We start from the raw sequence: 25,468 nt of genomic DNA on the forward strand, positions 1-25,468 counted from the left end.
CGTACCCATTGGCTCCCCCGCCGAGCGGATCTAGGTGTACGACTCGACGCGCTCGACGGGCAGGCCGGACCGCCATGAGTTGAGTGCGAGCGCGATCGCGACGATGAGCAGCACGACTCCGGCAGCCGCACAGGAGAACCCGTACGCGGCGCTGTCCAGGTGAAATCCGAGGGGCGCGAGGCCCAGAGCTGCTCCGCCGAGCGCGGCGACCATGAGCTCACCGCGCCAGATGTGCGAGAACCGTCGCCAGAGCACCTGAGACGGTGAGCCATCGACGATCGAGGCACGTCCGCGGTCGAGATTCCGGTTGTAGCTGAGCTTCTTGAGGAGCGAGACGCCCACAATCGCCGCGATGGCACCGGAAACGACGCCGTAGACGACGACGGTGAACCAGAACTGTTCGGCCGGAGTCCCCCCTTCGTCGAGGGTGAGCCGGCCGGACGACTCGAGGAAGACCGGAAGCGGGAGAACAAGCGCCCAGGCCAGCAGAGCGAGGACAAGGAAAGCGGCGTGCATCGGCACGCCAAGCGGATTCAGGACAACCCGGAAGGTACCGCTGCTCCAGGTGGACGTGTTCGGACCGACTCCCCAGCGCCCGCGGGCCGCGAACTGGCCAAAGAAGAACCCGATGAGGGAGAGCAGCAGCATGAGCGTCGGAAACGCAATAGTGGTTGTGCCGGACCGGTCGTCTTCGATGACCTCACGGATCGAAACTCCAGCGTTGGTGAACCACAGGATGGCGACGACGACAGCGATGGCGACAACGAGGGCGAGGGCACCGACGGTATTGCCGATGACGGCGATCACTTTGCGGGTGCGCTCACCGCTGCCGGGTGTTCCGGAGTCTGCTGTGCCGGCCTCTGAGACATTGTCAGACAACCCCTGCTCCTTCATTTTCGCGCGATGGTTCACTGAGCCAACCCAGCGAGCCAACGATGGTGTCGAATAACTCGAGCCACAGCGCGGGTGTGTGTGCCATCGGCGCTTTGACGTGCACGCGGGCGAGCCGTGAACCGTCCCCGGCGGGGAGCCAGTAGTTGACGCGCAGGTCCGTCGACGTTTCTGTCTCGTAGGTCGTCCTCACCAGTTCGTGCCGACGAACGATTGGCCGCTCTGCCTCGTCATCGACGAGGGTCGATCCGGGATACGCCGCAAGGAGACGCTGTGTTTCGGTTCGGTCGTCGTTCTCGACGGGCGCTGGCCAGTCACCGGGGACAATGATGAGCGATGCAGGGAATGGGATACCCGGAAGTATCTCGAGCGAGATAGCGAACCCGACGGCGCCGATGGCGATGGCTTCTTCTGCCGACTGGATGAGGCTCGCTTTCAGCTCGCGGCGCACATGGGCAAGACGATCATTCCTGCCTACTTGCTTCTTGATGAGGGCAGCGATTCGAGCCGAAGCGGCGGCCGTGTCGGTCAGCGGAACCACGGCCCACGATCCCGGGAGGATCAGGGAGAGATCCGCCCCAGTGAGACTCACTTGACGCGTCATGCCGGTTCCATCTCCAGCTCAATGTTGTCGACAATCGCCGAGGTTTCCTCAGCGAGATCCTCGAACACGCCGAGTCGAGCGGTCCGGAAGGTGATCTGCACCAGTTGAGTGGTCGAATCCGGGAAGATCGTGAAGACCGCACGTTCTTCGAGGGTGCCTTCACCACTGCTGACATCCGTCACCAGAGCGAGGTAAGCGAAACCGACGAGATCGCCGAACGGATGTGTGCCGGCCCAGGACGAGAATGCACTGATGTTGAGTTCGGGGCTCCGGAGGTTCCGGTGCGACTCGGCAAAGGCAAGAAAGCTCTCTGGTGTGTCGTTCTCTCCGCGTTGCAGGAGTTCAAGCATCATGGCCGCGCCGATGCTTCCGCGGTTCGGTGATCTCAGCTGGATGGCTGCCACGTCGACCTCGTCGGTGATCAGGGCGTCGCGCAAAGAGGTCAGCATCCCGGCGAAGACATCCCTGTCGACGTTGTCGTCGAAAACGACAGGAAGCGAGTCGATCCATGCAGCCGCGTCCTCCGCGTCGAGGTCTACGTCGTACCAGTCGTCCGGGAGGTCGAGACGCACGCCGACGATCTCTGTTGCAGTCATTTACGCCACCCTACAGAATCCGTCGTGTGAGGGGACTGTTTCCCGCTAGCGGGCATCGACCGAGTCACTGATCCGCGACGTGACGGCGTCGGAGCCCGCGGAGACCAGTGAGTCTTCTGACAGAGGCAGATCAATGAACGGCGCGGTGAGAGTCTCGGCGGCGCCCCCAAACACGTTGGTGCCCTCCAGGATGATCTCGGCTCGGACATCGGCCGGCATATCGGACCAGTCCGCTGACCGCAGCAGTTCCGAGAAGTCGGTGACGTCTCCCTGCTGCAATTTCTCCATGAACTTGCCGTTTTTGCCTTCGGTAAGCGACCGCAGGAATTCGGATGCCTCTGGCGGGGTTTTGAAAGCATCCTTCAGATCCTTGAACGGCTTGACCGCATCGTCCTTCAGCTCCTTGGCCAGGGTCCTCGGCGCGAACGTATCCTTGAGCTCGTTCATGCTCTTTCGGTGTGCCTTGTCGGCGAGATTCCGCGTTCGAGTGACACCCTTCGACCTTGTCTGCGCGGTCGCAGTTCGCAATACGTTCTGCTGGGCCCTCGTTGCCGTTGACAGAGCTCGACCCGTGCGTGCGGCTTTTACCCCCTTGATGGCCACGGTCAGAATCTTGCCACCGATGAGGCTGAGGACGACACCCACGGCCGCACCGATGACTTCGCCGAGCGTCATCTCCCCATTGGCGAATTTGATCAGTGAGTCGATCAGTTTGATGATGCTGATCAGCGCGGAAACAGCGAGGAGGATCTGGCCGAGCACGGGTACCCACGACAGCAGGAGAGCGGCGATCGCAACCCAGTCGCCGATCTTCTCAACGAAGTCGACGAGCTTGTCCCACCAGCTGTCGCTGAGATCGTCGCCCGAGACAACCGCCTCGATGGCATCGGCTGCGACATTGCCTGCGGCCTCCTTGGCGGCGACCGCCTCGTCATACTTCGTCTGGGCGGCCGAAACCGCGCCGCCGAAGGTAGTCGCCTGACCGCTCCAGACCGCATGGGAGCGAGAGTCGGCTGCTTGATCCTCCCCGGGAACTCCAGCTTTGTCGGCGAATTCATCAGCTCGAGCCTGCGCTGTGGCCTGACTCGAACTTGCGCTCTCATGTTCGGTTCGCGCTTCCGCAGCCTTTTCCTGGGCTTCTTCGAGCGCCGTGGCATAGGTGTTGAGAGCCGTTGCGGTCGTGCGGTATCGCGCTTCGGCCTGGCCGATGCTCTCGCCGCCCTTCTTGGCCTTGACCCGGATCTCGTCCACAGCCTCTGACCTGTTCCCGTCGGAATTGTTCCCGACGGCGGTGAGCGTGTCGGATGCACTTCGGATGGCGTCCGCGAGGTTGAGGTACCGGTTGGCGTATATCTTCAGCTGGGTCGGGTCGCCGGTGATTTGAGGGAACGACATGGAGTGAGGACCTAACTAGTCAGGACGGAGAACGAAAGGACGGCGGTTAGACGGCGTTCGGCACGCCGGGAATGAGCGGCCCGGACGTTTCGGCGAGCGCAGCGGCGAGATCAGCGTCGAGACTGTCGAAGGTGTCGGCGATACCACCGACGCTGTCTTTGAGCGCTTTCACCAATTCGACGGTCTCTTCGCGCTTGATGTTCCAGCTGGTGGCGAAATCCGTGACCCGTGCTGCGAGGCGCGAATGCCCCGTCAGATCTGCCACGGTCTGGCTGAATTCCTCCGCGCCCTCGAATTCGGTCAGGATCGACTGCAGATTCGTCTGCGTCTGCTCAAGCAGTTGGCCGTTGACGACGAGTTGGTCGCTCATGAGATCCCCCCAGGAAGATGTCGGATGAAGATGTCGGGGAGGGCCGGCCGAAGCCGACCCTCCCCGAAGAAGCTGTGGAGCTTAGCCCCGAATAGCTGCTGCGAGCTCGGTGTCTGCGCTCTGCAGCGAGTCAGCGGCCTTGGTGAGGTAGTCAGCCATGCCCTGTGCGCCGCCGACAGCCTGGGTTGCGCCCTGGGTGAAGGTGGTGAAGGACTCCTGGAAGGCGCCCGATGCCTGGTCGGTGACGAAGCCACTCGACACGAGGTCGGTCACGAGGCGCTGCAGTTCGTTGATCTTGTCCTCGAGGGCGCCCTTGCCGGTGATGATCTGGCCGGAAGCGGTCTTGAGGTCCTGGAAGGTTACGTTGATGTTTGCCATGGTGATAGTCCAATCCTTGGTTTGGAGATCCCGTATGGATCGCCCCCACGTGATCAACCTAACGGAGCAGAAGCGGGCACGTCGATGGGGACCACTCCCCATGTCGTGTCGCTAGTCGTCGAGGACGAGGGGCAACTGCACCCGCGAGAACTTTCCGCCCGAGACGAGCACGCCACGACCCTGCGGGAACTCCACCCTTTGCATGCGCGGCAGGCTGGTTTTGAGCACGATGTCGCCGTCGATGGTTTCGGGCTGAAGCAGCATGCCTCGCCGCGCATTCTTGAACTCGCCGAGCAGCGGCCACGAGCTGGACCAGGAGCTCGACTCGGCCTCGGCCAGGATGAAGTGATCGCTGCGTTTGATCGCCCGGATCATGTCGACGATCGGATTGTCAGCCGCCGTCTGGAGGAAGTCGGCGATCTGTTCGACGAAGACGGCGATGGTGCCTTCCGTGTCGGGGTCGACGATCGCGGCGAGGAGTTCCTTGGCGAGCGTCGCAGCATCCTCGATCGTGACCGCTGCCGAGATGAAACGCGGGTCTCGCGAGACGACGGATCGCTTGTTGCCGATGTAGTACAGCCGCACCTGGGGGTCGAAGCGCGCGATTGACTGAACGAAACCTCGAAGCGCGGTGGTTCGACCACTGGCTGGTGGACCGGAGATGAGAAACGTCCCGGCGAGTTCGATCCCGATGGGGCCGAGATCTTCGTCGCTGACGCCGATCGCGGGGAACGAACCGACCCGGGTGGGCAGCTCGCTGACCGGGTACTCCTTCGGGAGCGACCGGACGGGCTGCGCAGGAATCACGCCGGCGCGCGTCATCGCCGCCGCGAGTCCCTTGGTCGCGACGGACTGGTCGGTGAGCGATGACGAACCGCCGAGAACCGCGATCTGGGTCTCCTCGCCGTCGACGATGGCCCGTCCTGCTGGAGAGGTGGTCGACAGGATGTCACCGGGCACGTCGAGCATCGCGTACGCGGTCTCGTCTGCGAGCCGCAGAACGACGCGGCGCTGCACGCTCGAGCTGATCGAGCTCGGCACCGACCCGGTGCGGTCCGCGGTGAACGCGACGTGCATTCCGAGTTGGCGACCGCCGGAGATGATGTCGGAGAACACCCCGTACCACTGCGAGCGGCCGGCTGGAATCTCGAACTCTGAACGGAAGTTCTGGAATCCGTCGATGAGGAGGAGAATCCGCCGCTCGTTGGGTCGGTCGGCGAGGCGACGGTAATCGACGATCGACGACGCGTTCGCCTCCGCGAAACGCGGACCGCGAGACTCCAACTCCTGTTTGAGCTGCCGCATCAGCCGGATCACACGTTCTGTGTCATCGCCGTTGATGATCGATCCGACATGGGGCAGGTCCTGCAGCATCCGCAGGCTGCCGCCGCCGAAGTCGAGCCCATAAACCTCAACCGGTCCCCCGCGAGGGGTGATCGCCGCCGCTGTCGCGAGTGTTCGGAGCACGGTGCTTTTGCCGGATCCGCCGGTGCCGTAAATGACCAGGTGACCGTCGACATCCGGTGAGAAGTAGACCGGGAGCTGAAGCTGCTTCTCGGGCAGGTCGCTCACCCCGAGCAGCAACTGTGAATCGGTGCGCTGGCGCAGCTTACCGAGGTCGTATGCGGTCGCGAGTTCGTCCTGCCACGGCCGGCGCGGGGGCGGGATCTCGGCCGCGTCTGAGGCCTGGACGATGGATGCCACGAGTCGCTGCTGGTCGGTCGGGCCGAGGTCGCGGGATTCGTCGACATCACCTCGCCCTGGCTCTTCCCATCGCCCCTGGGCCCCGAAGCGCAGTTCGGTGACGTCGATGCCCGGTCGCTCGGGCTCTCTCGATGTCCAGCCACCGGCGTACGCGGACTGGAAGGTCTGCAGCCGGCCGGGGCCGGTCTTGGCGAGTCCACGACCCGGGATCGCCGGGTCGAAGTGGGCGGCATCCTTCACACCCACAACATCGACGCTGTCGGATTCGTCCGCCATCCGCAGGGCGATCCGCAGATTGGTGTTGGCGCGCAGGTTGTCCTTGATGACACCGGCTGGTCGCTGCGTGGCCATGATGAGGTGGATGCCGAGCGACCGCCCGCGTTGGGCGATGTCGACGACGCCGTCGACGAACTCGGGGACCTCTCCGGCGAGCGCCGCGAACTCGTCGATCACGAGCACGAGAGCGGGCGGGCTGTCTGGGTCGCCACGCTTCTCGAGTTCGAGCAGGTCTTTGGCCTTCTTGCGGTTGAGCAGGTGCTCGCGGAAATGAAGTTCGGCGCGGAGGCTCGTGAGCGCGCGGCGGACGAGGTGAGGGCTCAGGTCGGTGACCAGCCCGACACAGTGCGGAAGGCTGACACAATCGGCGAACGCCGAACCACCCTTGTAGTCCACAAACAGGAACGTGACCCTGTCGGGGCTGTATTCGGCGGCCATGCCAAGTACCCAGGCCTGGAGGAACTCGCTTTTACCCGAACCGGTCGTTCCGCCGACGAGCGCGTGCGGACCTTGCGTTCGGAGGTCGAGGTGCATGGCGTCGACACCACCGGAGCCAATCGTGGCCCTGAGCTTGCCCGCGCGTCGCTTCTTCGGCTCGATGCCAGGGGTTCGATCATGAATCGACGTGTTCTGCCGCCACCGGTCGATGACGGCGTCGCTCTGCTCGACGAGGTCGTGGCCGAGCAGAGCGACCATGGAGACGGACCGGGGAAGATCGCTGGAGTCCGAGACCAGGGCACCGGCGTCGATGACCGGCGCCATCCTCCGGGCGTAGTCGAGTGCTGTCTGCGGTTCGATGAGCTCGGTGACCACGTCGGTGATGGTCTCACCGATGCGGACATACCCAACGGTCGAGAAGCCGTCGTCTTCGGGCACCGAGAGCCAGGTGCGGCAGACGGCGGGGAGGGCAGCAACCTCGCGAGCGATCCAGATTGGGTAGACGCCGGCATCCGCTGCCGTTTCGGCGAGCTGAACGAGTCGGGCCCTGTCGACCGAGACGTCGTCGGCGATGAGCACGACGATTGCGGGCAGCGGGGCCAGGAATCCTTCATCGTTCGATGCGCCCACCTCGGCACCCCGCTCAAGAGCTGCGGCCTTCTGCGCCATGGCGCCGCGGCGCTGCAGCTTCGCCTTCTTCTCGGCGACACGGGATTCGATGATTTCCTCGAGCGCCGACATGAGGTTGGCGGCGCTGCCGGCGCTGTCGGCGAGGTGGATGCCTTCGATCGGTGAATGCGGCGATGACGTGTGGGGAATCCACTTGAGCCAGGCCAGCTGGTCTGCCCACTGCGGGGTGACCATGGCGGCGACGGCGAGTTCAGACGGCGAGTGGAGGGCGGTGAGCTGCACAAGGATCGAGTTGAGCGACCCGATCGCTCCCGTGGGGGTGCCGGCGATGCCGAGGGCGCCCGAGTCGTGGAGGTTGTCGATGATCGGAACGCCGGAGACGTACTTCGTCCTGGCGATCAGTTCTTCGAGACGTTCCTGGAACTTGGGCAGCAGGTCGCCGTGCTCACTCGTCTTGATCGTGTTTCGGGAGACCATCGAACCGGTGCCAAGGCGGACGTTGAGGAATGACCAGTGCTCTGGACGCCGGGTCCAGAGCAGTTGTCCGCGCCTCATCGCCCCCTCGAGCGCTTCCGCCGTCGACGGCGCCTCGGCGAGCCGCAGGGCACGTTCGGTGACGCTCTCCTTCTTCAGAAGTTCGTCGAGATCAGCGAGCCGGGTATCGAACTTCGCTATCGCCCTTTTCAGGGCCTTCTTCTCGCGTCGCTTGTTGGTGATGTAGTTACCGATGAGCATCATCGGCGTCATCGCGACGAAAATGAGCGACATCGGATTTCCGCTGAGCATGAACAGCGCACCGCCCATGAGCATGGGCGTCAGCATCGCCAGCAGCGGGAAGGGGGGCGGATCCTTTTCAGCAGGAACCTCGGGTGCGGTGAACTCCTGCCCGCCGTATCGCTGCTCCACTCGCGGGGAGCGGTTGAAGAAGATCGGTCCTGCTTTCGGAGCGACTCCTGCCTCGGCAACGGACTCGTGCAGGGCGATCTTCAGGTCGGTGTCTCCGAGGCGCACGGTCTCTGTCTCGGTGACCCGCAACCGGGGAACAATGCCGCCGTCGACCTCGACACCGTTTGCCGAACCCAGGTCGACGACGTCGACCGCGTCACCGACTTCGATGCGCGCGTGCTTCTTCGACACCATCTTGTCGTTGAGCACGAGTTCACAGGACTCGTCGCGACCGACCGTGTAGCTCCCGGCTGACAGCGGGATGCTCCGTCCGACGTCAGGGCCGGAGAGGACGGTGATGGTCGCGAGGGTTGGGGCATGCCCGGTCTTCGCCCGGGAGAAATACTTGCCGGCGTCGGAGATGTGCACGGTGGCACCGGAGCCGATCCAGGACTCGCCGACGGGCGCGTCCGGTGGCAGGGCGAGCCACTCCGAGTGCCCAGGCAATGCTGCCTGCAAGGTGTAGTTCCCATCCCCCGCAAACGACTCTGCCGGGTCGACCCGCGCGATCGTCGATGCGACCTCCGCGATGGTGGCTCCGGCATCCGTGGTGACGATGATGTCATCGCGGGTACCCGTCGGACGGGCATAGGTCAGTTTGAGGCGCATCGTCGTCCTTGCTCACAGGTCGGTCCCGGCGAGAAATGTCGCCGGGACCGGGATGCCCCTACCCTATCGAGCGGTGCGGCGCGCCGCGATGTGGAGGAGTACCCATCCGGAAGATCGCCGCGGCGATCAGAGAAAGCACGGCGACGAGATACACGCCAGGTGCGGTGAACAGCCCGAGTGCGAAGAGAGGGCCGCGTAACGGGTCCCCTCCGCCAAGTCCGAACAGCACTCCCCCGGCGATCACGAACGCCGCGACCGCGCCGAGTGTCGGCAGGAGAAGGGCGCTGAGAGTTCCGGATGCTCCGCTCAGCCTGAGCAGGACGGCCAGGTACCCGGCAACAGACGCGACGACCATGACGGGCGGGAGCCAGCCGACGGCATCCGTACCGGTGAGGGAGGTCAGCGAACCGACGAGCGCCGCCCCGATCGCGAGCGCGACGAGCAGGCCAGCTGCGGTGAGCAGGGCTCTGCGCAGGCTGAGAGGGTCGGATGCCACGGGGTTATGAGGCGAGGACGGGACCCTGATCGAGGATCCGCTGGTACTCACGCTGAGCCTCAGCGTTGCGCTCCTTGACCTTGCGTCCGCGGGAGGCGACCCAGGCGCCGAACCAGATCGGGACCTCACGGGCGATGACGAACGAGATGACCGCTGCCGGTGAGAGCAACGCGCGCTGCACGACCCCGCCGACCTGGCTCGGAGCGATGTCTGCGGCCTGTTCGATCAGGACACCACCGAGGTACGAGCCGTAGACGATGGCGGCCACGACGAAACCGCCGAGCACGTACGCCCACCAGCCGCCACGGTTCACGACCGAGACGAGAAGCACCATGCCGAGGAAGAAGAAGATGACCGGGATCCAGAACGGAGCCTGGACGAGGACGTCACCGACGATGTCGACGTTGCCGACATTGACGAGAAGCAGCAGGGCGAGAACGGCGGCGTAGAGAACGGCGAAGACGACGGTCGCGAGAAGCGAGACAAGGATGCCGAAACCACGGTTTCCCTTGGGCTTCGGTTCGCTCGGGGCCTGGACATAGACCGGCTGACGGACCGGCGCCGGCGCTGCCTGCGGTTCGGGTGCTCGCTCGGGCTCGGGCTGTCGGGCGGGCTCACGGTCGGGTTCAGGGGCCTGGCGTTCCTCGGCGGCCGGTGTGGGCACGACGGGAGCGGTCGAGTCGGCATACACGGCGGTGTCGGCTTCTTCGGCACGGACCTCTTCTTCGCGCAGGTCGGCCTGGGTGAGGACAGTCGGCTCGGAGGAGGAGACGACATGGGTGTCTGTGGGTTCGGAGTACGCCTCGTCGGCAACCTCCGGAATGTGGTGCTGCTCCGCTGCCGCACTGTCGGTGTCGACAGTCGCGTCGGAGAAGACCGGCTCGGCGGGCGCACGGTCAGCGGATTCCTCGTCGGCGGGAACGGAGTCGCGGAACGCCTCAGGGTCGAACTCCTCGGGAACGGGAGCGGAAGCATCCGTTCGGGGCTCCTCGGACTGCGCGTACTCGTCAGCCGGGATCGCCGGGGCGAGCGGGGCGTCGTACTCGCGGGTGGTGTTCTGCGAGGAGTCCTCGTTCACAGCGGAGTCCGTCGTCGGCTCGGTGCCGTCGATGTGCTCTTCGCCAGGGCCGGGGGTGGTGTTGCTCATGGTGACACTCCTCGTCGATCAGGGCCTGGTTCGGCCCCGTTCGAGTCACATTACCGGCGAGAGCGGGCATTTCTGCGCAGGCTGGCGGCGCGTGAGCCGACCGCTTCTCGATGTGTCCTCGGCGAAGAACGTTCAGTCGAGCGGCGAGAGGATCCGGTGCAGGAACTGCTTGGTGCGTTCCTGCTTCGGTGCGGTGAAGATGTCGCGTGGAGCACCACGTTCGACGATGACACCGCCGTCCATGAAGAGCACTTCGTCGGCGACCTGTCGCGCGAAGGCGAGTTCGTGGGTCACGACGACCATGGTCCAGCCTTCGTCGGCGAGCTCCTTCATGACGGCGAGCACTTCTCCGACGAGTTCGGGGTCGAGCGCGCTTGTCGGCTCGTCGAAGAGCAGCAGTTCGGGTTTGAGAGCGAGCGCTCGGACGATGCCGACCCGCTGCGCCTGTCCGCCCGACAGCTGGAACGGGTAGGCGTCGCGTTTCTCAGCGAGACCGACGCGACCGAGCAGCTCGACCGCATCAGCTGTCGCGTCCTTCTTGGTGATGCCCTTGACCTGGACCGGGCCCTCGATGATGTTCTCGAGCACGGTCATGTGCGGAAAGAGGTTGTTGTGCTGGAACACCATCGCGGTGCGGTCGCGCAGGGCGAGGATGTCTTTACGCGGCGGTTTGGCGCCGTAATCGACACGGATGCTGTTCGTCGCGGTGACGACACCGGCATCCGGGATCTCGAGGCCGTTGATCGAGCGCAGGACCGTGGTCTTGCCGGAACCCGATGGCCCGATGAGCACGAGGACCTTGCCCGGGTCGACGGAGAGGTCGATGCCGCGGAGGACTTCGTGGTCGCCGAATGCCTTGTGCAGGCCGGTGACGGTGAGGAGGGGCTCGGTCGTTGGGCGCGGGTCAGTGGGCGACATAGCGGTCCAGCCTCTTCTCGATGACGCTTTGCCCCGACGACAGGACGAGGCAGATAACCCAGTAAATCAAAGCGGCCTCAATGTAGACGAGCATGAATTCGCTCGAGAACGCCGCGATCTTCTGTGCCTGTTTGAACATCTCGGTGACGAGGATGAGCGACGCGAGCGAGGTGTCCTTGACGAGGCTGATGAACGTGTTCGACAGCGGAGGAACGGATACCCGTGCGGCCTGCGGAAGGATGATGCGGCGGAGAGCGCGAGCGCGTGACATCCCGATTGTGTACGCCGCTTCCCACTGCCCCTTGGGGACGGAGAGAATCGCCGCCCGGATGACTTCAGCCGCGTAACCGCCGACGTTGAGCGAGAACGCGATGATCGCGCTCGGCCACGGGTCGAGTTTGACGCCGATCGATGGCAGACCGTAGAAGATCACGAAGAGCTGAACGAGCAGCGGTGTTCCGCGGATCACCGACACGTAGGCGCGGGCGATGCCAGACACAATTCTGTTGCGCGAGAGCCGCATGAGGGCGACGACGAGCGCCAGGACGAGCCCGAGCGCGAACGAACTGAGCGCGAGCGGGATCGTGCCCATGATCGCACCCGAGATCAGCGGCCAGAGCGAGGTGAGGGCAAGCTCCCAGTTGGTGCCTGCTCCGTCAGCCGCGGCAGTTACCGCTGTGGGAAAGAGATGCCACTCGGTCATGAGGGCAGTATCGCAGCCGAAGCCCTACTTGCTGACGTCCTCACCGAAGTACTTCTCGGAGATCTCAGCGAGAGTGCCGTCTTCGCTCAGTTCGGCGAGCGCTTCGTTGATGGCCTCGGCGAGGTCGTCGCTGCCCTTCTTGAGGGCGAAAGCGCTCTGCGATGCTTCGTCGGTTTCGGCGACGACCTTGATGCCGGCATCCGGTTTGGTCTTGAGGTAGTCGAGGTAGGTCAGCTGGTCGTTGACGGTGGCGTCGACGCGGCCCTGTTCGAGCAGTTCGATCGCCTGGGCCCAGCCTTCGACGGCTTCGACGTTCGCGCCGGCTTCTTCGGCGACGCCGTACCAGTTGCTCGTGTTCGACTGAGCGGTGGTCTTGCCCTCGAGGTCATCGAGCGACGTGATGTCGGTGTTGTCCTTGGCGACGATGAGCACGCCGGGTGAGACCGTGTACGGGTCGGTCAGGGTGTACTGTTCCTGGCGTTCTTCGTTGATCGAGACCTGGTTGGCGATGATGTCGAAGCGTTCTGCTTCGAGGCCGGCGAAGATGCCGTCCCACTGGGTCTCCTGGAACTCCAGCTCGAGGTCGAGCTTTTCGGCGACGGCCGTGACGACGTCGATGTCATATCCGGTCAGTTCGCCAGCCCCACCCTCGTGGTAGCTGAATGGCTTGTAGGTTCCCTCGGTTCCGACGACGAGAACTCCGGCTTCGGTGACGCGCTCGAGTGCGCTGGGCGGTGTTTCTCCTCCCCCTGACTCGGATGCTGTTGAGCACCCGGCAAGCGTGACGGCGAGTCCAGCTGCGACGGTAGCCGCGACGATTGTGGAGAAACGTGAAGACATAGGTGGGTTTCCTTTTCGATGTGGAACGTGGCATCCGGGTCGATCGGACCTCTGCGAATGCCTCAGTGAGCGTAAGCCGCCTGTGGGCGCGCGCCAAACTTGGTGACGCACGGTTACGGTTCTCATAACGCTCGTCCGCGCTCTTTTATGCCGAATTGGCCCACCACTTTCGTTGGTCGAGTGGTGACCGCTCCCTCCCTGGTCGAGTAGCGACTGCACCCTCGCTGGTCGAGTAGCGACCGAGCGAAGCGAGGCCGCGTATCGAGACCGCACCCAACACCCGCGCTGGTCGAGTAGCGACCGAGCGAAGCGAGGCCGCGTATCGAGACCCGATCTCGATACGCTCCTTCGTCGCTACTCGATCAACACTCGCCCCACTTGGGGCGGCGGATTGACGGAGCTCTCCCCCGGGATCGGGTTGCTCGTTCTCTGCCGGACTCCGCCGGTCGCTTCCCCGAGAGCACGAGCCGCAGCCTGCTCGGCGGCTTTCCCAGCCTCGAGCGCTTTGCGACGCAGCCGTTCCTTCTCGAGAGGTGACTTTGACGGCATGCGAATCGGTATTCGTGCACCGTCAACTCCCGGTGGCGAGATCAGGCAGTACTCACCCTCCATTCGCACGACCCGGTAACCCAGATTGTGGACGAGGTGGTGATGGAACGGGCAGAGAAGCAGTCCGTCGGCAAGGTCAGTAAGCCCATCGTGCGCGACCCACTCATCGATGTGGTGGGCCTCACATTGTGACGGTGGCGCTTCACAGTCTTCGATTCGGCAGCCACCGTCTCGAACCGACATCGCGATTCGCTGCTTCGTCGTGAACAATCGCTGCTCTCGACCCACATCGAGCGGCGAGCCTGAGGAGTCCAGCAAGACTGGCCGAATCCCGCTGATGCAGATCTGCTTTTCGATCATGCTGGCAGGAACGGCATCCTTGTTGTCTTCGAGATAGCCGGTGCCGACAGAACGATCGATACCGTCGTCGTCTGGGATCCGGGTATCCAGTTGCTCCTGCGTGATGACAAGCCGCACACCCGGCTGCCTGGAACCAAATGTGGTCGTTGGGTCTGCCTGCACTCCGGTACGCAAGGCAGCCATCAACGTGTCGTAGACGATTTGGTCGTTCGTTCGTGGATCGAGCCGAAGCTTCTCCGCTCGTTCGGCCTCGACGGGATCCACCATTCTGGGGCCTCCCCGTCGAGCTCGCATCGCCGCACCGACGATGGATTCCATCCACGCCGCGCCCTCGTCTTCGAAGGTCACATATGCGGTCTTCGTTCCGTCTTCGGTACGGCCGAAGCGCCACTTCCGGTTGGCGTGGCGTTCATCCCACCTCAATTGCACGCCGGCTGGATCAATGCGGTCCCGGATCTGCCGCGCGCGGAAGCCGAGTTCGTCGGCGTGCACGCCGGACGCATCCGCCACGAGCTCTTCGGCTGCCACCCGCAGTGTCTCGGCGCCGACGCGTTCGTTGGGCACGCCGAGCCCTCGCATGATGATGGTCACCGCTTCAGACCGGATGACGCCGTCGCGCGCGGCGCGCGTCAACGGCTCGTGCCAGGGAATGATCGGGGTCGGGCGCACCCACTCCCCGCCAGTGGTCTCGTCTGTGCCTTGATGTTGACCTGACTCCGGGCTCAGATCCAGCAGTCCGTCAGGATCATGGCCACCGTTCCCCAAGGCGCCGGGTGAAAACGCGACGGGATGGGATGCTGCATCTGCTTCGCCCATCGCCTCACCGAGCCGCACCTGCCGGAACGCTTCAGTCTTGGTCGACCCGGTCAGCCGCTGAACGAGATTGACCGCCGTACGGTCACCCGTGGACTGCGCCCACCCTGCGTACCCCAACTCACGAGTCGAGCGCTTCGCAGCGACGCCGGCGCCCGCAGCGATGACCTCGTCGAACTCGGACTTCGCCCGAGCCGCATCGCGCAGCAACGCCTCGAGCTCCACGTTGACTGCCTGGTCAAGGATCATCGAAAGTGGAGCAGCGGCAGGCTCTCCGGCGTCAGCAGAATTCCCAAAATCCTTACCCACTCCCGTGACCGCAATTGCTTCCGATGCAGCCCCCATTAACAAAGAACCGGCACCGCTGCGATGAGCGGTGCCGGTTGGTCGGATGTCGCGTGCCCGGGTTTCGGGGCCTTGGCTCAAGCCGTCTCTTGCAGCGCCGGCTGCTTCGATGGCGTCTTCATACCGAGCGAGTTGGTCGCACACCTTCAAGGCAACCTCTCGAATCTGCTCGGATACTTTAGCCATGATTTATTTTACCAAAGTGTTCGAAACAAAGAGAGATTATCCACAGAGATAGTCGAACCTAACTTCGAAACGGGGAAGGGCAGCAGCGACGCTCGTTGGCGAGAGAAGTCGCATCTACCGAGTACCTGCCGCTGCGTGTTCATACCTCAATTGAACACCGTGCCGCTGACATTGCGCCGGCTGGAACATGGCGTTCGATACGCTCCGTAGGGCTACTCGATCGGCGACAGCGCAACTCCCGCAGGACGGACAGTTACTCGTCAAGCAGAACGTAGATGTATCCGCTGATGCTGGTCGTCGCGCTCCCTGAGGAGGTTGCCGATTCGTCGCCTTCCTCAGGGGCAGCAGAGCCTTCGCCCGACGTCGACGAGAATTGCGTGAGCATGAAGAGCCGTTTGCCGTGCTGCAGCTTCTCGACGAAGTTGAGCGCGTTTGCGTACGAGCCGTCGATCGACAGAGAAATCGGAATTGCGACGAAGTTGCTCTCGGTGATGGCCGGGTCGGTGGGAACCAGCGGCGCAACGGGTCCGGTCGGGACTGGGGGCGCAACGGCATCCGTCGGCTCGTCGGTCTCCCCTTCGACGGAACCCTCTGCACCCTCCGCGCCCTCTGCGCCCTCTGCGGGCACCTCAGGCACAACCACTGCCGTCACGGGCACCGTATACGGAACGGGATCAGACACGCTGATCGACATTACTGTCGTGTCACTCGAAGCCTGGATCGCGTCGAGCTCGGTGAGGAATGACGAGATCCCCGCTGCGGCTGGGATGGACTCACGAAGAGCGGTGAGCTCGGTGCGTAGCGCCTCGATGTTGTCGTAGTCGGCCTTGAGCGCGGTGATTGCCGTTTCGGCAGCGTCATTCTCTGCCTCGACAGAGTAGCGCTGCACGTCACTGAGCGCCTTGGCGGCGAGCTGCGGCTGAATTCCGATGAACCAGCCGAGAACGAGAACGCCGACCATGACGATCACCGACCCGAGGATCCACATGCGGTTCTTATCCATGATCACTCACCGTCCTTCGCAGGTACGCCGGTGTCGTCGGCAGCGTCGGATTCAGCCGCTTCCTTTTCTTCTTCGGGAACAAAGCGTTGCGACCAAGCATCCTCGTTGATGTGCAGTGTCATCGTTACACCGTATGAATCAGCGCCGTCACGGGTGACTGCCCCAGGAGCGGCATCGACGAATCCGGGAAGTTCGCGGAGTTTGGCGAGCCAGGTCGAGACATCCGGAATTGTCTTTGTCGTGAGTTGCATGCTCAGCGTCGCCACCCGCGGACCCTGCAAGGGAATATCGGCCTGTGGGTAGTCGATCAACGGGGATGCCGCGTCGACCGTCACCGCTCCAGCCAGAGCACCATCGGGAAAAGTGCCCTCGAGCGCGTTGAGGTAGGCCTTCCAGTCGATCTCGGTCCCGGTTCCGACGCGCTGCCCTGCTTCGATCGTGGCGATGTCACCCTGGATGACGCGGACCTCGGAGTACTTCTGCTGCTCGAGCATGAGGTCGTTCGTGCGATTTTGCGCAACGGTGAGTGCCATCTGCGAGGTCAGCGCAAAGTAATAAGAGGCGCCGGTGCCGAGGAAGACGAGAAGGACGACTCCGAGGATGCCCCACAGCAGTTTTCCTCTTGTCTTCCTACCCCGGTGCTCCTTCCGGATTTCAGGGGGAAGCAGGTCGGCCGATGGCGTTCCGCCGATGACGAGAGCCTCGTGAACCTTGCTCATGACATTCCTCCGAGCGCGAGGCCCAACGCGACCAGCAGCGATGACTGCTGGTCGCGGAGCTGATCGAGGTTGAGCGAGCGTCCGACGTCGATGGTTGCGAACGGGTCGGTGCCGACGACCGGCGTGCGGGTCAGCTCCTCGAGAGCATCCCGCAACCCCTCGAGGTTGGCTCCGCCGCCGGTGAGGATGATTCGCTCGATCGGGGCGTCCGGCCTGGCCTGGGTGAAGTATTCGAGCGTGTTGCGGGCCGAGACGATGAGTTCAGTCGCCTTCTCGTTGATGATCTGCATCGGCATCTCGTGCGTCGGATCATCGACCCGCGTACGAAGGCCGATCCCGCGTTTGAGCGCGTCAGCGTGCTCCGCAGGAACCTCAAGTCGCCGTGCGAGGGTTTCGGTGAGGTCATCACCGCCGGCCGGGATGATGCGGAGGAACTGCGGTACCCCGTTGGTCGCGATGACGATGGATGTCGCCGTCGCGCCGAGGTCCATGATGGCGACGGTTCCTGTCGCGGCTTCTCCACGAAGCATGACTCGCGCGAGGGCGAAAGGAATCAGATCGACAGCGGATGCCTTCAGGCCGGCCATTTCGACGGCCCGCACGTTGCCGAGAACAGCTTCCTTGATCGCTGCGATAAGAAGACCGTGGACGACCGGTCCGCTCGATGTCTCCTCTTCAGAGACCGGGTAGAAGTCGAGCATTGCTTCGCTTACGGGCACCGGAAGAAGTTCCTGCACCTGATACGGAAGCGCCTCACGGATGCGTGCCTGCGACATCCGAGGGAGGGTCAGGTCGCGAGCGAGAACGCGTTGGTTACCCATGCCGATCACGACATGCTTGCTTCGAAATCCGCCCGTTGACCACAACCGTTTGATGACTGAAGAGACGGTGCGTGGCTCGATGACCTCACCCCGGTGTACCGCCCCTGCGGGGAGTGCGAGTTCCGAGTACCGGACGAGCGTCGGCCGGCTCGTCGTGGCGCCCTCCAGTTCGACGGCGCGAACGGCTCCGCTGCCGATGTCGACTCCCACAATGCTTCGAGACATGATCACTACTTTCGGGTTACGACAGGCCGACGAGCGACAGGTATGAGGTCCAGAGGGGTTCCCCGGCGAAGATGCCGACCCACGCACCGGCGAGCATCCACGGCCCAAACGGGATGCCGCTCTTGCGGTTCGCCTTCCGCGTGAGGATCAGAGCCAACGCGAAGAGTCCGCCGAGCAGGAAGGCGGCGAAGGCGCCGACGAGGAGCGGGGCCCAGCCGAGAAAGCCGAGGTACATGCCGAGAACGCCGGCGAGCTTGACGTCGCCGAACCCCATGCCGCCCGGGTACGCGAACGCCATCGCGAGGTAGGCCACCCACAAAGCGGCGAGGCCGATCCCCGCACGGATCAGGGCGTCATAGTTGCCGTTCAGGATGCCGGCGGTCGCCAGCAGCGCGCCGCCGACGATGTAGCTCGGGAGAACGATCGCGTTCGGAAGCTTGTGAGTGTCGAGGTCGATCAGCGCGAGCGCGACGCTGACGGCGGCGAGCCACAGGAAGGCAAGCAACACGAGAACTGAGCCAGTGATTGAGCCCCAGTCGGTGATCAAGTCTGGCGAAATCCCGGCAGCCGACACCCACCACAGAGCAACAACCCCGAAGAACACTCCAACCCCGGCTTCAACGAGCGGGTACCGTGCAGAGATCCGGGTGCTGCACGAGCGGCACTTGCCGCGAAGCAGGAGCCACGAAACCACAGGGACGTTATCAAACCCGCGAATGCCGGACCCACACCCCGGGCAGGAGCTCGGCGGGCTCACCACGGAGAGCTTCCGCGGCACGCGGTAGATCACCACGTTGAGGAAGGAACCGATGAGGGACCCGAAAAGGCCGACCAGTATTGCCATGACCTACCGGCTCACGTCGTATCGCGACAGGATGTCTGCACGATAGGAGGCTGAGTTGGACGGCCCTCCGGGAATCTCAACACCCGGGACGGCCATGACGGCTCGAGTGATGGTGATGCCGGCCGGATAGCTCGCCGTCCCCGAATAGATCTGGCCCGCGAAGGTGCCGCCGTTCTGGATTTTCACGTCGCATGGCGTGTAGATGAAGACCTTGATTCCGGGGTCAGGAACCAGTTTGTCGATCCCAATGTCCGGTGCCTGCGGACTCTGGGGACAGTGTGGCGACAGCTGGCCCGGATAATTGGTCGAGTCAGAGGTCGACCAGCCAACGGTCACGTGGTCAGACGGCGCGATCATCATGAACTGGTGATTCGCGCCGGCGATCGAGGTGATCCTCAGTTCGTTCGCCGATGCGAATCCCTGCGGAGCCATCAAAGCCAGGTCGCCCTTGAGCTTGAGCGTCTCTCCACTCAGCTGTATTGCGTTGGAGCAGTTCTTGAAGTTGAAGAGGATCTTGGTGCCGGTCGGGTGCGCTGCGATGGTCGAGTTGACGAAGGTCGAGAACGACTGATTGCTGTACGCACACTGGCTCGACGATATGGCTGGCTGGACCCAACCGGTCCAATTCGCGAGGATAGCCGCAGGCGACGAGAGGATCTTTGGCATACCCTGCCGAACCGGAGCAACGACCTTGACGATGTCGGTCGGCGTTCCGAGGTTGGGCGCATTTTGCGGGCTGAACATCGGCAGTTCGACGGCGAAGCTCGGTGCTGCGGCGGTTGGCAAGGGAAGGACCAGCGAACCGGCCGGGCAGGCCGTGTAGCCTGACGACGAACTGCACCATCCGGTCTTCGACAGCGGCGTCGTGTTGAGGGCGATCGTCTGGGCGACCTTCGCCGTTCCACCGAGGCTGGCGCTGCCGGCGCCGGTGAGTTTTCCGAGCAGGGAGATGACATTTTGCCCAGGCGACAGGGTGCGGTTGCCGAGGACCACATCTCGTCGGGCGTACGCGCTGCCCTTCACGATCGGTCCGTTGTTGCCGAAGACGATGCCGCCGTTGAGCGAGTAGATCGACCCGCAGACGTTGGCCACTCCGCCTGCCGAGCACGCCTTCGAGGACGCATCCGTCATGCTCACGTCTCCGTTGGCGATGACGCTTCCGCCAACGTGGCCCACCCCGAGAGTCGCTTTGCCGGTGGCAAAAACACTGCCGGCAAGGTTCACCGCTGATGCAGCGAGATCCACATCACCCTCGACCCAGACCGTCCCGAGCGCTTGGCACGTGTTGGCGATTGTGAGTCCACCCCGCGCGTAGATCGTCCCCTGGATAATATTTTGCGTCAGGCAGTCGACCGCGCCGTTGCTGTAGACGTTGCCATCGAGCGCTCCAACAGTTGACGAGTTCACTTGCGTGTTGTTCGTCAGTGTCAGCTTGCCTTCGGTGAAGATGGCCTGATCGAGGGATACCCCGCCTGGGGTGACCTGAAGATCAACGTCGGCGCCGACACTCGCGCGGTCTTCGCTGCTGACTCCGGCGACGCCCTTTGCTGTCGCGAGTCCTTCCGACACGATCCGGGCCCCTCCCGGGGTGCCGGTGAGGACTCCGGCGCTGCATGGCAACGCTGTGCCAGCTTCGTCTGTGTATGTGACCGTCGCCGTGAATGCGGGCTCGCTGCCACTCAGACTGCACACGAAGTTACCGCCGAGCATCTTTGCCCGCACCGCCTCAATTCCAGCTCCAGCCGCGGCACGCGATTCGACCGCTGCGCGAGTGGATGTCGAGAATCCAGCGGCCGACACAGAGGCACTGAGCACGACGCCGGCGATGATCAGGATCACGACCATGATCCCGATGGCCGACGGGAGCGCGACGCCGCGCTCGGATTCATGGGTGACAGCCCGAGCCCGAAAGGCGATACGCGTGTGAAGCATTCTCATGAGCATGTCAAGGCCTCTGCGGTTGGGTTGCCGGTGGGGAGCGGAATCTTGAGCGGGATGATCTCCGTTGAGTACGAGCTCGGGCTTCGGTCGCCTGCCGAGGCGGTGAAGTTGAGGCCGATTTGCGTAGCGGAACCGGAGAAGACTCCACTGGCGCCGTTGATGGGCGCGAGCCCAGACCCGAGCTGCACCCAGGGGGCCGCCTGTAGCGCAGCCTCAGTGGGAGCGGCGAGCGCTCCACCGGCGGAGCGGGCCGTGAAGAGGTCACCGGTGGAGCGGTCGAAGTACCAGGCCAAACAGACCCAGGTCTGCACGGGAGCGGGACTGCTCTTCCGAACCACGAGATGCTTCGCTCGAAGAACCTGGTCGCCGGACGCACTGATGGTCTGGACCGTTGCTCCGATCGAGTTCCGGATGCCTTGGGTCACCGATTGGGTGACAAGTTTCGCTGATTGCACAACAGAGCTGGACTCCTGCACTGTTCTCTGCGCGGAAGCCGAAGAAGCCAGAAGACTACCGACGACCGCCACCACGATGAGGAGGAGGGCCATGTACACGAGAAGCTCGACAAGGCTCATCCCGCGTTCGCTGCGGGAAATCTCCGTCCAGCGGGTCCGGGTCATGATGGCCGATCTAATCTGAAATAACTGAGACGAGCGTTTTCGCTCCGGCGAGTTGCTCGCCATCCGTCGATCGGGTGACCGAAATGGTCACCGTCATTGTCGCCGGGTAAGTGCTGGGACAGGCCGACACGGCTCTCGTGTAGCGGAAGTCGGCGTTCTGACTACCGGGCACCGGCGTTCCGGATGCCACTGCAAGCGTTCGAATCGCACTGCAGGTTGCGGTGGCCGACGCCTGCTGCGCCGCGAGGTCGACCTGAGCGTTGACGATCTGGGCGGCGCGGCCGATCTCGATGTTCTTTTGTGAAAGCTGAAGGGTACTGGCGAATACGGGGAGAAGAGCGAGTGCCATGATCGCGATGAGAAACATGGCGATGACTATCTCGATGAGCCCGAGGCCGCGTTCGTCGGCGGTCAGTACGGCCCGTTTCCTCATCGCTATCCCTGTCTCGCTAGTGACGGAGGAAGTGGGCAACCGCTCTGGCCGCCCACTTCCCTCAAGTCCACTACGGGGCGGTAGCAATCTCTCCGTCGGTGCAGGTCGAGTCCTTCTGCGGGGAAGACGAAGCGTCTACGGCAATTGCCATGCCGTTGCTACTCGTCGCCGAAATGCAGAACTTGTCCGTGCCACCGGCCTGGTAGTTCAACGGAGTTCCTGTGCTGTAGTTATCCGCATCCGGCTGAGTGATAGCGGCGGCGATCTCTGCGGCCGTGGACGGAAGCTTGCCGTTGTTGTCGGTCTGATAAGCAACTACAGCCACCTTCGCGTTGGTCAGGTCGGCCACGACTGCACTTTCTTTGGCGTTGTTCTGCACGCCCAGGTAGACCGGGATCGCGATCGCGGCGAGCACACCGATGATGATGACGACGACGAGGAGCTCGATCAGGGTGAAGCCCTTTTCCTTGTCCTGAGCTGTCTTGGAGCGTGCCGCGAGAGCGGCGGTGATGCGAGAGACCATGAGGTTGACCTTCATTCTTGGTGCTGTGGGGGGGATCCGGACGGCCCCCTGGCTGCCGGAACTCTGACTGTATGCGAGTCCGCCCTCACCACTTGCCACGCCAATGGGGGTGAATTGAGCAAATCGCCACCCCAGAGCGGGGGCAGTTGAGCAATTCGTGAAGAAACCTCAGATTATTGCATCACTGTGGCGATGCTGAAGACCGGCAAGTAGAGCGCGACGATCATGCCACCGACGACGATCCCGAGGAACGCGATCAGGAGCGGCTCGATCAGAGCCGTGAGTCCGTCGGTCATTGTCGCTACTTCCTGATCGTAGAAGTCGGCGATCTTCGCGAGCATCTGCTGCAAAGCTCCGGAGTCCTCACCCACAGCGACCATCTGGATGACCATCGGCGGAAACACGGATTCCTCAGCCAGCGGAGCGGCAATCGACTTGCCCTGGCGCACGGAGTCGGCCACCTTCTTCAACGATTCCTCGATGACGTAATTGCCCGACGTCTCGCCGACGATCTGAAGCGCCTGCAGAATCGGCACACCGGCACCGATCATGTCCGAGAAGTTGCGCGAGAAACGGGCAACGGCGAGCTTCGTCATGAGCACACCGAACACCGGCATTTTGAGCTTGAGCGGGTCGAGGAACTTGCGCACCGCCTCGGTGTGCTTGTTCTTCTTCCACCAGATCGACCCGAGAACGGATACGACAAGCGTGAGCGGTCCCAGCCAGATCATCTGCTCAGACAGTGTTACCAACACCTGGGTGGGCAACGGCAGGCTGCCGCCCATCCCCTCGAACATCTCCTTGAACACCGGCACAATGAACAGCAGCATGCCGGCAACCGCGAGCACCACCATGCCGACCACGACGATCGGGTACGTCATCGCGCTCTTGATCTTGTTGCGCAACTCCGTTTCCTTCTCGAAGTTCGTCGCGATCGTCTCGAGCGCACTGTCGAGGAATCCACCCGTCTCCCCCGCACGCACCATGTTGATCATGATGGGTGGGAAGTCCCGGTCATGCTTGCGCATGGCATCCGACAGCGACGAACCCGTCTCAACGTCGTCACGGACCCTCACCAGAATCTTCGCGAGTGGTTTCGACTCCGTCTGCTCCGCCAGAATCGACAGCGTCTTCATCAGTGACAGCCCGGCGCTCGTCATGGTCGACATCTGCCGGCTCATGATCGCGAGGTCCTTGAGTGTGACACCCTTCGAGAACCCGGGGATGGTGATCTCTTTGCTCAGCCCCGTGCCGTCCGGCGCAGCGGTGATCGCGATGGGAGAAAGCCCCATCGTGCGAAGCCGCGCCGCAACGGCCGCCTCGCTCGAAGCATCCACCTTGCCCTTGACGACCTTCCCAGCGGCGTCACGCCCCTTGTAGGCGTAGCCGACGGTGGTAGCCACCTATCGCTCCAGCTTGGTCGAGAACGAGTCGCCGAAATCGATACCGGATGCCTGCATCGCACGCGCCGCTTGCTCCGTCGGGGACTGCACGCCGTGAAGCATCCGCTGGAATCCGTCGGGATCGTGCGCCTTGGCCTTCGCGGCCTCAGCCGTGATGCGGCCCGAGTTGACCAGCTCGGCGAGGTGCTGGTCCATGGTGTGCATGCCGAGCTCCTTGCCCGCCTGCATGGCGGAGAGGATCTGGTACGTCTTGCCCTCGCGGATGAGGTTAGCGAGCGCGGGCGTGATCACCATGACCTCGGTGGCAACGACACGCCCGGAACCGCTGGCCTTGGGCACGAGGGCCTGGCTCACGACACCCTGCAACGTACCGGCGAGCTGCGTACGCACCTGGTCCTGCTGGTGCGAGGGGAAGACGTCGATGATGCGGTCGATCGTCTGGGCGGCATCCTGCGTGTGCAGCGTGGCGAAGACGAGGTGCCCGGTCTCCGCTGCGGTGAGTGCGACCGAGATGGTCTCGAGGTCACGGAGCTCGCCGATCAGGATGACATCGGGGTCCTGCCGCAGCACATGCTTGAGCGCGTTCGCGAAGCTGTGGGTGTCCGACCCGACCTCACGCTGGTTGACGATCGATTTCTGGTTCTTGTGCATGAACTCGATCGGGTCTTCGACCGTCACGATGTGGTCGGCACGGGTGCGGTTCACGAGGTCGATGAGGCCGGCGAGCGTCGTCGACTTACCCGAACCGGTGGGCCCGGTGACGAGCACAAGTCCTCGCGGCAGGGTCGCGAACCGGCTGACCGTGTCGGGCACGCCGAGGTCGCTGAGCCTCTTGATCTCGGTCGGGATCAACCGGAACGCCGCACCGATGGCACCGCGCTGCTGGTAGTAGTTCACACGAAAGCGGCTCTCCTCAGAGAGCGTGTGAGCGAAGTCGAGCTCCAGCTCGGTCTCGAAGGCAGTGGCCTGCCGTTCGTTGAGGAGGGCACTCAGTTCGGAGACGATGGTGTCCCGCGACCACACTGCCGCGCCCTCGATCGCCCGCAGGCCACCGTTCACGCGGACCATCGGAGGCGCGTCGACCGTGACGTGCAGGTCGGATGCGTTCAGCCTCACGACCTCCTGGAGGGCCTCGCGCAGGGTGACAGCGCGGAGAGGCTGGGGCGCGGCCTCAGGCTCGGCAAACGACCACGTCGGGTTGTGGTTCTCCGGCTGGCGCTGCGACGCGACAGGGGGCTGCCACGACTGAGACGGTGCGAACGCAGGCGGTTCAGGAGCGGCGACCGGGACTGTGGGTGCGGTCGCCGGAGGCAGGGCCTGAGCGGCGGCGGCCTGCTGCGCCACTTCGGCGGGCTCGACGGTCAGGGCGTCCTGCGCGGCACGCTCGGCCGCTGCACGCTGTGCCAAACGGTTCGCTTCGCCGCGGGTCATCGGCTGGCCGACCGTCGGGAGGTCGTACACCGGCGGCGCCGGAGGCGAGTAGAGCGTGCTCTGCCGGTTCAGCACCTCGGTTGCCGGGTCGTTCGGCGTGGTCAGGATCTCGGTCGCTGGGTCCCGCGTCTCGATTCCCCTGTTGAAGTCGTCGAATCCGCCTCTGGCAGCGAACCGGGGGTTCGAATCCTCGGGGATAAGCGCGTCGGCATCCGAACGTGGTTTGATTCCGGGCGTCCAGCCGCCGACATTCGCGCCTGGCGGCAGTATCGGAATTTCATAAATCGGATCGCTCACGCGTCACTCCCTCAA

General features: G+C 63.7%; 23 protein-coding genes. All 23 read right to left on the reverse strand.

What is annotated here, in order from left to right; translation table 11 throughout:
- Positions 1–30: 30 nt before the first annotated feature.
- The 23 genes from ACWA1Q_RS11705 to ACWA1Q_RS11815 all read right to left on the reverse strand — a co-directional run bounded on the left by ACWA1Q_RS11705 (position 31) and on the right by ACWA1Q_RS11815 (position 25,453).
- Complete coding sequence (locus ACWA1Q_RS11705) at positions 31–879, reverse strand: hypothetical protein (RefSeq protein ID WP_463757536.1); 849 nt, start codon at positions 877–879, stop codon at positions 31–33.
- On the reverse strand, positions 872–1,495 hold the full coding sequence (locus tag ACWA1Q_RS11710) for a hypothetical protein (protein ID WP_463757538.1): 624 nt from the start codon (positions 1,493–1,495) through the stop codon (positions 872–874). The genes ACWA1Q_RS11705 and ACWA1Q_RS11710 overlap by 8 nt, the downstream gene beginning before the upstream one ends.
- Complete coding sequence (locus ACWA1Q_RS11715) at positions 1,492–2,091, reverse strand: hypothetical protein (protein WP_463757540.1); 600 nt, start codon at positions 2,089–2,091, stop codon at positions 1,492–1,494. Before ACWA1Q_RS11715 ends, ACWA1Q_RS11710 begins: the two co-directional genes overlap by 4 nt.
- Positions 2,092–2,136: 45 nt before the next feature.
- Complete coding sequence (locus ACWA1Q_RS11720) at positions 2,137–3,486, reverse strand: hypothetical protein (RefSeq protein ID WP_463757541.1); 1,350 nt, start codon at positions 3,484–3,486, stop codon at positions 2,137–2,139.
- Between the two features lie 46 nt (positions 3,487–3,532).
- Positions 3,533–3,856 carry a hypothetical protein gene (locus ACWA1Q_RS11725; RefSeq protein ID WP_463757543.1) on the reverse strand — a complete coding sequence of 108 codons (324 nt, stop codon included), beginning with the start codon at positions 3,854–3,856 and terminating at the stop codon, positions 3,533–3,535.
- Between the two features lie 81 nt (positions 3,857–3,937).
- Positions 3,938–4,234, reverse strand: coding sequence for a WXG100 family type VII secretion target (locus tag ACWA1Q_RS11730; RefSeq protein ID WP_463757544.1), 297 nt, complete (start codon positions 4,232–4,234; stop codon positions 3,938–3,940).
- 111 nt (positions 4,235–4,345) lie between these two features.
- A complete protein-coding gene (locus tag ACWA1Q_RS11735; RefSeq protein WP_463757545.1) occupies positions 4,346–8,836 on the reverse strand; it encodes an FtsK/SpoIIIE domain-containing protein in 4,491 nt (1,496 codons plus the stop codon).
- 58 nt (positions 8,837–8,894) lie between these two features.
- A complete protein-coding gene (locus ACWA1Q_RS11740; protein ID WP_463757546.1) occupies positions 8,895–9,332 on the reverse strand; it encodes a hypothetical protein in 438 nt (145 codons plus the stop codon).
- A 4-nt stretch (positions 9,333–9,336) separates the two neighbouring features.
- Positions 9,337–10,479 (reverse strand): hypothetical protein, encoded by a 1,143-nt coding sequence (locus ACWA1Q_RS11745; RefSeq protein ID WP_463757547.1) that lies wholly within the window; start codon positions 10,477–10,479, stop codon positions 9,337–9,339.
- 132 nt (positions 10,480–10,611) lie between these two features.
- A complete protein-coding gene (locus ACWA1Q_RS11750; protein ID WP_463757548.1) occupies positions 10,612–11,397 on the reverse strand; it encodes an amino acid ABC transporter ATP-binding protein in 786 nt (261 codons plus the stop codon).
- Positions 11,384–11,989: an amino acid ABC transporter permease gene (locus tag ACWA1Q_RS11755; RefSeq protein ID WP_463760856.1), complete on the reverse strand. Its 606-nt coding sequence runs from the start codon at positions 11,987–11,989 to the stop codon at positions 11,384–11,386. Before ACWA1Q_RS11755 ends, ACWA1Q_RS11750 begins: the two co-directional genes overlap by 14 nt.
- 135 nt (positions 11,990–12,124) lie before the next feature.
- Positions 12,125–12,940, reverse strand: a complete 816-nt coding sequence (locus ACWA1Q_RS11760; protein WP_463757549.1) for an amino acid ABC transporter substrate-binding protein — start codon at positions 12,938–12,940, stop codon at positions 12,125–12,127.
- A gap of 354 nt (positions 12,941–13,294) precedes the next feature.
- Positions 13,295–14,911, reverse strand: coding sequence for a DUF222 domain-containing protein (locus ACWA1Q_RS11765; RefSeq protein WP_463757551.1), 1,617 nt, complete (start codon positions 14,909–14,911; stop codon positions 13,295–13,297).
- A 535-nt stretch (positions 14,912–15,446) separates the two neighbouring features.
- The gene (locus ACWA1Q_RS11770) at positions 15,447–16,196 is read right to left on the reverse strand and encodes a hypothetical protein (RefSeq protein ID WP_463757553.1); all 750 of its coding nucleotides are present in this window, start codon (positions 16,194–16,196) and stop codon (positions 15,447–15,449) included.
- Between the two features lie 2 nt (positions 16,197–16,198).
- Positions 16,199–16,915 carry a hypothetical protein gene (locus tag ACWA1Q_RS11775; protein WP_463757554.1) on the reverse strand — a complete coding sequence of 239 codons (717 nt, stop codon included), beginning with the start codon at positions 16,913–16,915 and terminating at the stop codon, positions 16,199–16,201.
- Positions 16,912–17,961: a type IV pilus assembly protein PilM gene (pilM, locus tag ACWA1Q_RS11780; protein ID WP_463757556.1), complete on the reverse strand. Its 1,050-nt coding sequence runs from the start codon at positions 17,959–17,961 to the stop codon at positions 16,912–16,914. Before pilM ends, ACWA1Q_RS11775 begins: the two co-directional genes overlap by 4 nt.
- A gap of 16 nt (positions 17,962–17,977) precedes the next feature.
- Entirely contained in the window at positions 17,978–18,805 is an 828-nt protein-coding gene (locus ACWA1Q_RS11785) for a prepilin peptidase (RefSeq protein WP_463757557.1), read from the reverse strand.
- 3 nt (positions 18,806–18,808) lie between these two features.
- Positions 18,809–20,737: a hypothetical protein gene (locus tag ACWA1Q_RS11790; protein WP_463757559.1), complete on the reverse strand. Its 1,929-nt coding sequence runs from the start codon at positions 20,735–20,737 to the stop codon at positions 18,809–18,811.
- 2 nt (positions 20,738–20,739) lie between these two features.
- Positions 20,740–21,366 carry a PilW family protein gene (locus ACWA1Q_RS11795; RefSeq protein WP_463757561.1) on the reverse strand — a complete coding sequence of 209 codons (627 nt, stop codon included), beginning with the start codon at positions 21,364–21,366 and terminating at the stop codon, positions 20,740–20,742.
- Positions 21,367–21,376: 10 nt separating this feature from the next.
- Positions 21,377–21,799 (reverse strand): type IV pilus modification PilV family protein, encoded by a 423-nt coding sequence (locus ACWA1Q_RS11800; RefSeq protein ID WP_463757563.1) that lies wholly within the window; start codon positions 21,797–21,799, stop codon positions 21,377–21,379.
- 70 nt (positions 21,800–21,869) lie between these two features.
- The gene (locus ACWA1Q_RS11805) at positions 21,870–22,322 is read right to left on the reverse strand and encodes a type IV pilin protein (protein ID WP_463757564.1); all 453 of its coding nucleotides are present in this window, start codon (positions 22,320–22,322) and stop codon (positions 21,870–21,872) included.
- A 173-nt stretch (positions 22,323–22,495) separates the two neighbouring features.
- Complete coding sequence (locus tag ACWA1Q_RS11810; RefSeq protein ID WP_463757566.1) at positions 22,496–23,725, reverse strand: type II secretion system F family protein; 1,230 nt, start codon at positions 23,723–23,725, stop codon at positions 22,496–22,498.
- Positions 23,726–25,453 carry a type IV pilus twitching motility protein PilT gene (locus tag ACWA1Q_RS11815; RefSeq protein WP_463757567.1) on the reverse strand — a complete coding sequence of 576 codons (1,728 nt, stop codon included), beginning with the start codon at positions 25,451–25,453 and terminating at the stop codon, positions 23,726–23,728.
- Positions 25,454–25,468: the final 15 nt, after the last annotated feature.

The organism is Mycetocola sp. TRD_SC_2 (assembly GCF_055361225.1).